The sequence below is a fragment of the Streptomyces botrytidirepellens genome (assembly GCF_003721215.1).
Lineage (GTDB): Bacteria > Actinomycetota > Actinomycetes > Streptomycetales > Streptomycetaceae > Streptomyces > Streptomyces himastatinicus.
In genome coordinates, this window is the sequence record NZ_RIBZ01000525.1 from 1 (window position 1) to 2,487 (window position 2,487).

At 74.7% G+C, this 2,487-nt stretch carries 2 protein-coding genes; both read right to left on the reverse strand.

The window, feature by feature from the left end; all coding sequences use genetic code 11:
• Positions 1–419: 419 nt before the first annotated feature.
• Complete coding sequence (locus EEJ42_RS32320; protein ID WP_123105477.1) at positions 420–968, reverse strand: nitroreductase family protein; 549 nt, start codon at positions 966–968, stop codon at positions 420–422.
• Positions 969–1,119: 151 nt separating this feature from the next.
• Positions 1,120–2,358, reverse strand: coding sequence for an NAD(P)/FAD-dependent oxidoreductase (locus tag EEJ42_RS32325; protein WP_123105479.1), 1,239 nt, complete (start codon positions 2,356–2,358; stop codon positions 1,120–1,122).
• Between the last annotated feature and the right edge of the window lie 129 nt (positions 2,359–2,487).

The window sequence follows — 2,487 nt, forward strand, 5'->3', positions numbered from 1 at the left end:
CGAGCGCCAGCAGCCGGGCCCCGGCGGCGTCGCCGGTGCCGCGCGGCAGTGCGGCGGCGAGCACCGCCCGCGCCCGCTCCTCCGTGAACCCCGCGTCCGCCACGCCGCACCTCTCCTGCCCGCTGCCGAAGCCCTGCCCGGCCGGGCAGGACCGCCCGGGCCGGACTGCCCGGCCCCGGACGGCCAGTTTCGCACCCGGCCGGGGGCGCTCCCGGTGGCGGCCGGGGGCTGGGTGCGGTCGGCGCTCCGGCAACCCCGTCTGACCGGCGAGTGAGCCGAAGGGGCGCGCCGCTGTCGAAAGGGAGAGCGCGCGGAGGTCCCGAGGAACGAGGGACCGAGCACGGTCGACCGTCGACCGGGGGCACCTCCCAGCGGTAGCTGGGGGCGGGCTGAGGCGCCCCGGAGGCGAACCGAGCCTCTTAATAGGGGGCGCTGAAGATCTTCAGGCGGTCGCCGACGTCCGGGGCCTGGCGGCGGCGGGTCGGGCGGCCCGGCTCCACGGTGCCGATGTACAGCCAGCCCAGGGCGCGTTCGGGTTGGTCGAGGTCGAGCAGTTTGCGAACCGGTTCGGCGTCGAGCTGGGCACCGGTCCGCCAGATACTGCCGAAGCCGCGGGCGTGGAGCAGCAGCATCAGCGAGGTGGCCATGGCGCTGACGGCGGCCATCTGTTCCCATTCGGGCACCGGCGAGACGGGGTCCGGGGAGAACACGAGCGTGGCCAGCAGGGGCGCCCGCCGGGTCTTGGCGCGCATGGCCTCGATGCTCTTGCCGTTGTCCTCGGCGAGGGCGGCGGCGAGCGCGTCCCGGGCGTCTCCGGACATCAGCAGCCATCGCCAGGGCCGCAGCATGCCGTGGTCGGGGGCGCATGAGGCCGCCTTGAGCAGGTAGCGGAACTCTTCGGGGCTGGGGGCGGGACCGGCGAGCTTCTGCTCGCTGCGGCGGGTGAGGATGGCCGTCATCACGTCCATAGAGTCTCCTAGTGAGGAGGCCACCGGCTTCAGCCGGTGGGGGAATTGCTTCCCTGACCTGTGGTATTTCCTGTCTCTCCCGAAAGGGATCGGTTCGGGCTGGACCGCAACCTTTAGGTTGGAAGCCCCCGCCTTCAGGCTGGGAGCGGAGTCACGCTGGTTCCCTTTCGTGAGGTGCACCGAGCAGCAACCGTTCGGGATGGGCCGACAACTGTCGGCCCGTCAGGGAGTGCAGGAGCGGGTAGGCGCTGGTGTCGCCCGCCAGGACGCCGCCGAGCAGGGTGCGGGCGTCGTCGGCGAGGACGAGCTTGGCGTAGCTGCCCGCCCGGTGGTGGTGGCGGATGTATTCGAGGGCGCCGGGGGTCTCGGCGTGGCAGTCGCCGAAGCTGGCGACGTCGACGCCGAGCAGTTTGAGCCGGGTGGAGGTGTCGGCCCCCGCGAAGGGCCGCGCCGGGAGGCCCAGGAGCTGCGCGGCGACGCATTCGGCCATGCGGTAACCGGGGGCGACGAGCCCGTAGCAGCGGCCTTCGACGGCGGCGCATTCGCCGATCGCCCAGACCCGGGGGTCGGCCGTGCGGCAGTGGTCGTCGACGAGGATGCCGCCGCGCGGCCCGCGGGTCAGACCGGAGGGTTCGGCCAAATCGTCGCGGGGCCGTACGCCGGTGGCGAAGACGACCAGGGCCGCGTCCAGCCGGGTGCGATCGTCGAGGGTCACCGCGCAGACCCGCCCGTCGGGGCCGGGGTCGACGGACCGGGTGATGGTCCCGCAGTGGGGTTGCACCCCGAGCTTGCCGATGAGGTCGGCGAGGACCTGTCCGGCTCCGGCGTCGATCTGGAGCGGCAGCAGGTGCGGGGCCGTCTCCACCACGTGGGACCGCATGCCCAGCAGCCGCAGCGCGTTGGCCGCTTCGAGCCCGAGGAGCCCGCCGCCGATGACGACGCCCGTCCGGCCGGGGACGGCCGCGGCCCGGATGGCCTCGATGTCCTCGACGGTCCGGTACCGGAAGCAGCCCGGCAGGTCGCGTCCCGCGATCGGCGGGACGAAGGGCCGGGAGCCGGTGGCCAGGACCAGCGCGTCGTAGCCCGTGACGGTGCCGTCCGCGCTGGTGACGGTGCGGGCACGGCGGTCGACGGCGACGGCGGTGGTGCTCAGCCGGAGGTCGGCCATGGGGTCGTCGAGGAGGTCCGGGCCGGTCAGGTCGAGCGCCCCGGCGTCCCCGCCCTCCCCGCCCTCCAGGTGGGAGGAGAGCGAGATCCGGTCGTAGGCGGGCCGCGGTTCCTCGGCGAGGACGACGATGCGCCACCGGTCGGCCCGGTCCCGGTCCCGGATGCGTTCCACCAGCCAGTGGCCGACCATGCCGTGGCCGACGACGACGAGGGTGCGGGTCACCGGAGCGCCTCCGCCACCGCCGGTTCGGGCCGCGGCCCGGCGGCGGCGTGCAGGGCGGCGCACAGGTCGCGGACCGCGCCCGCGCACGAGCCGCAGCCGGTGGTGGCGCGGGTGGCCGCGGCGAGCGCG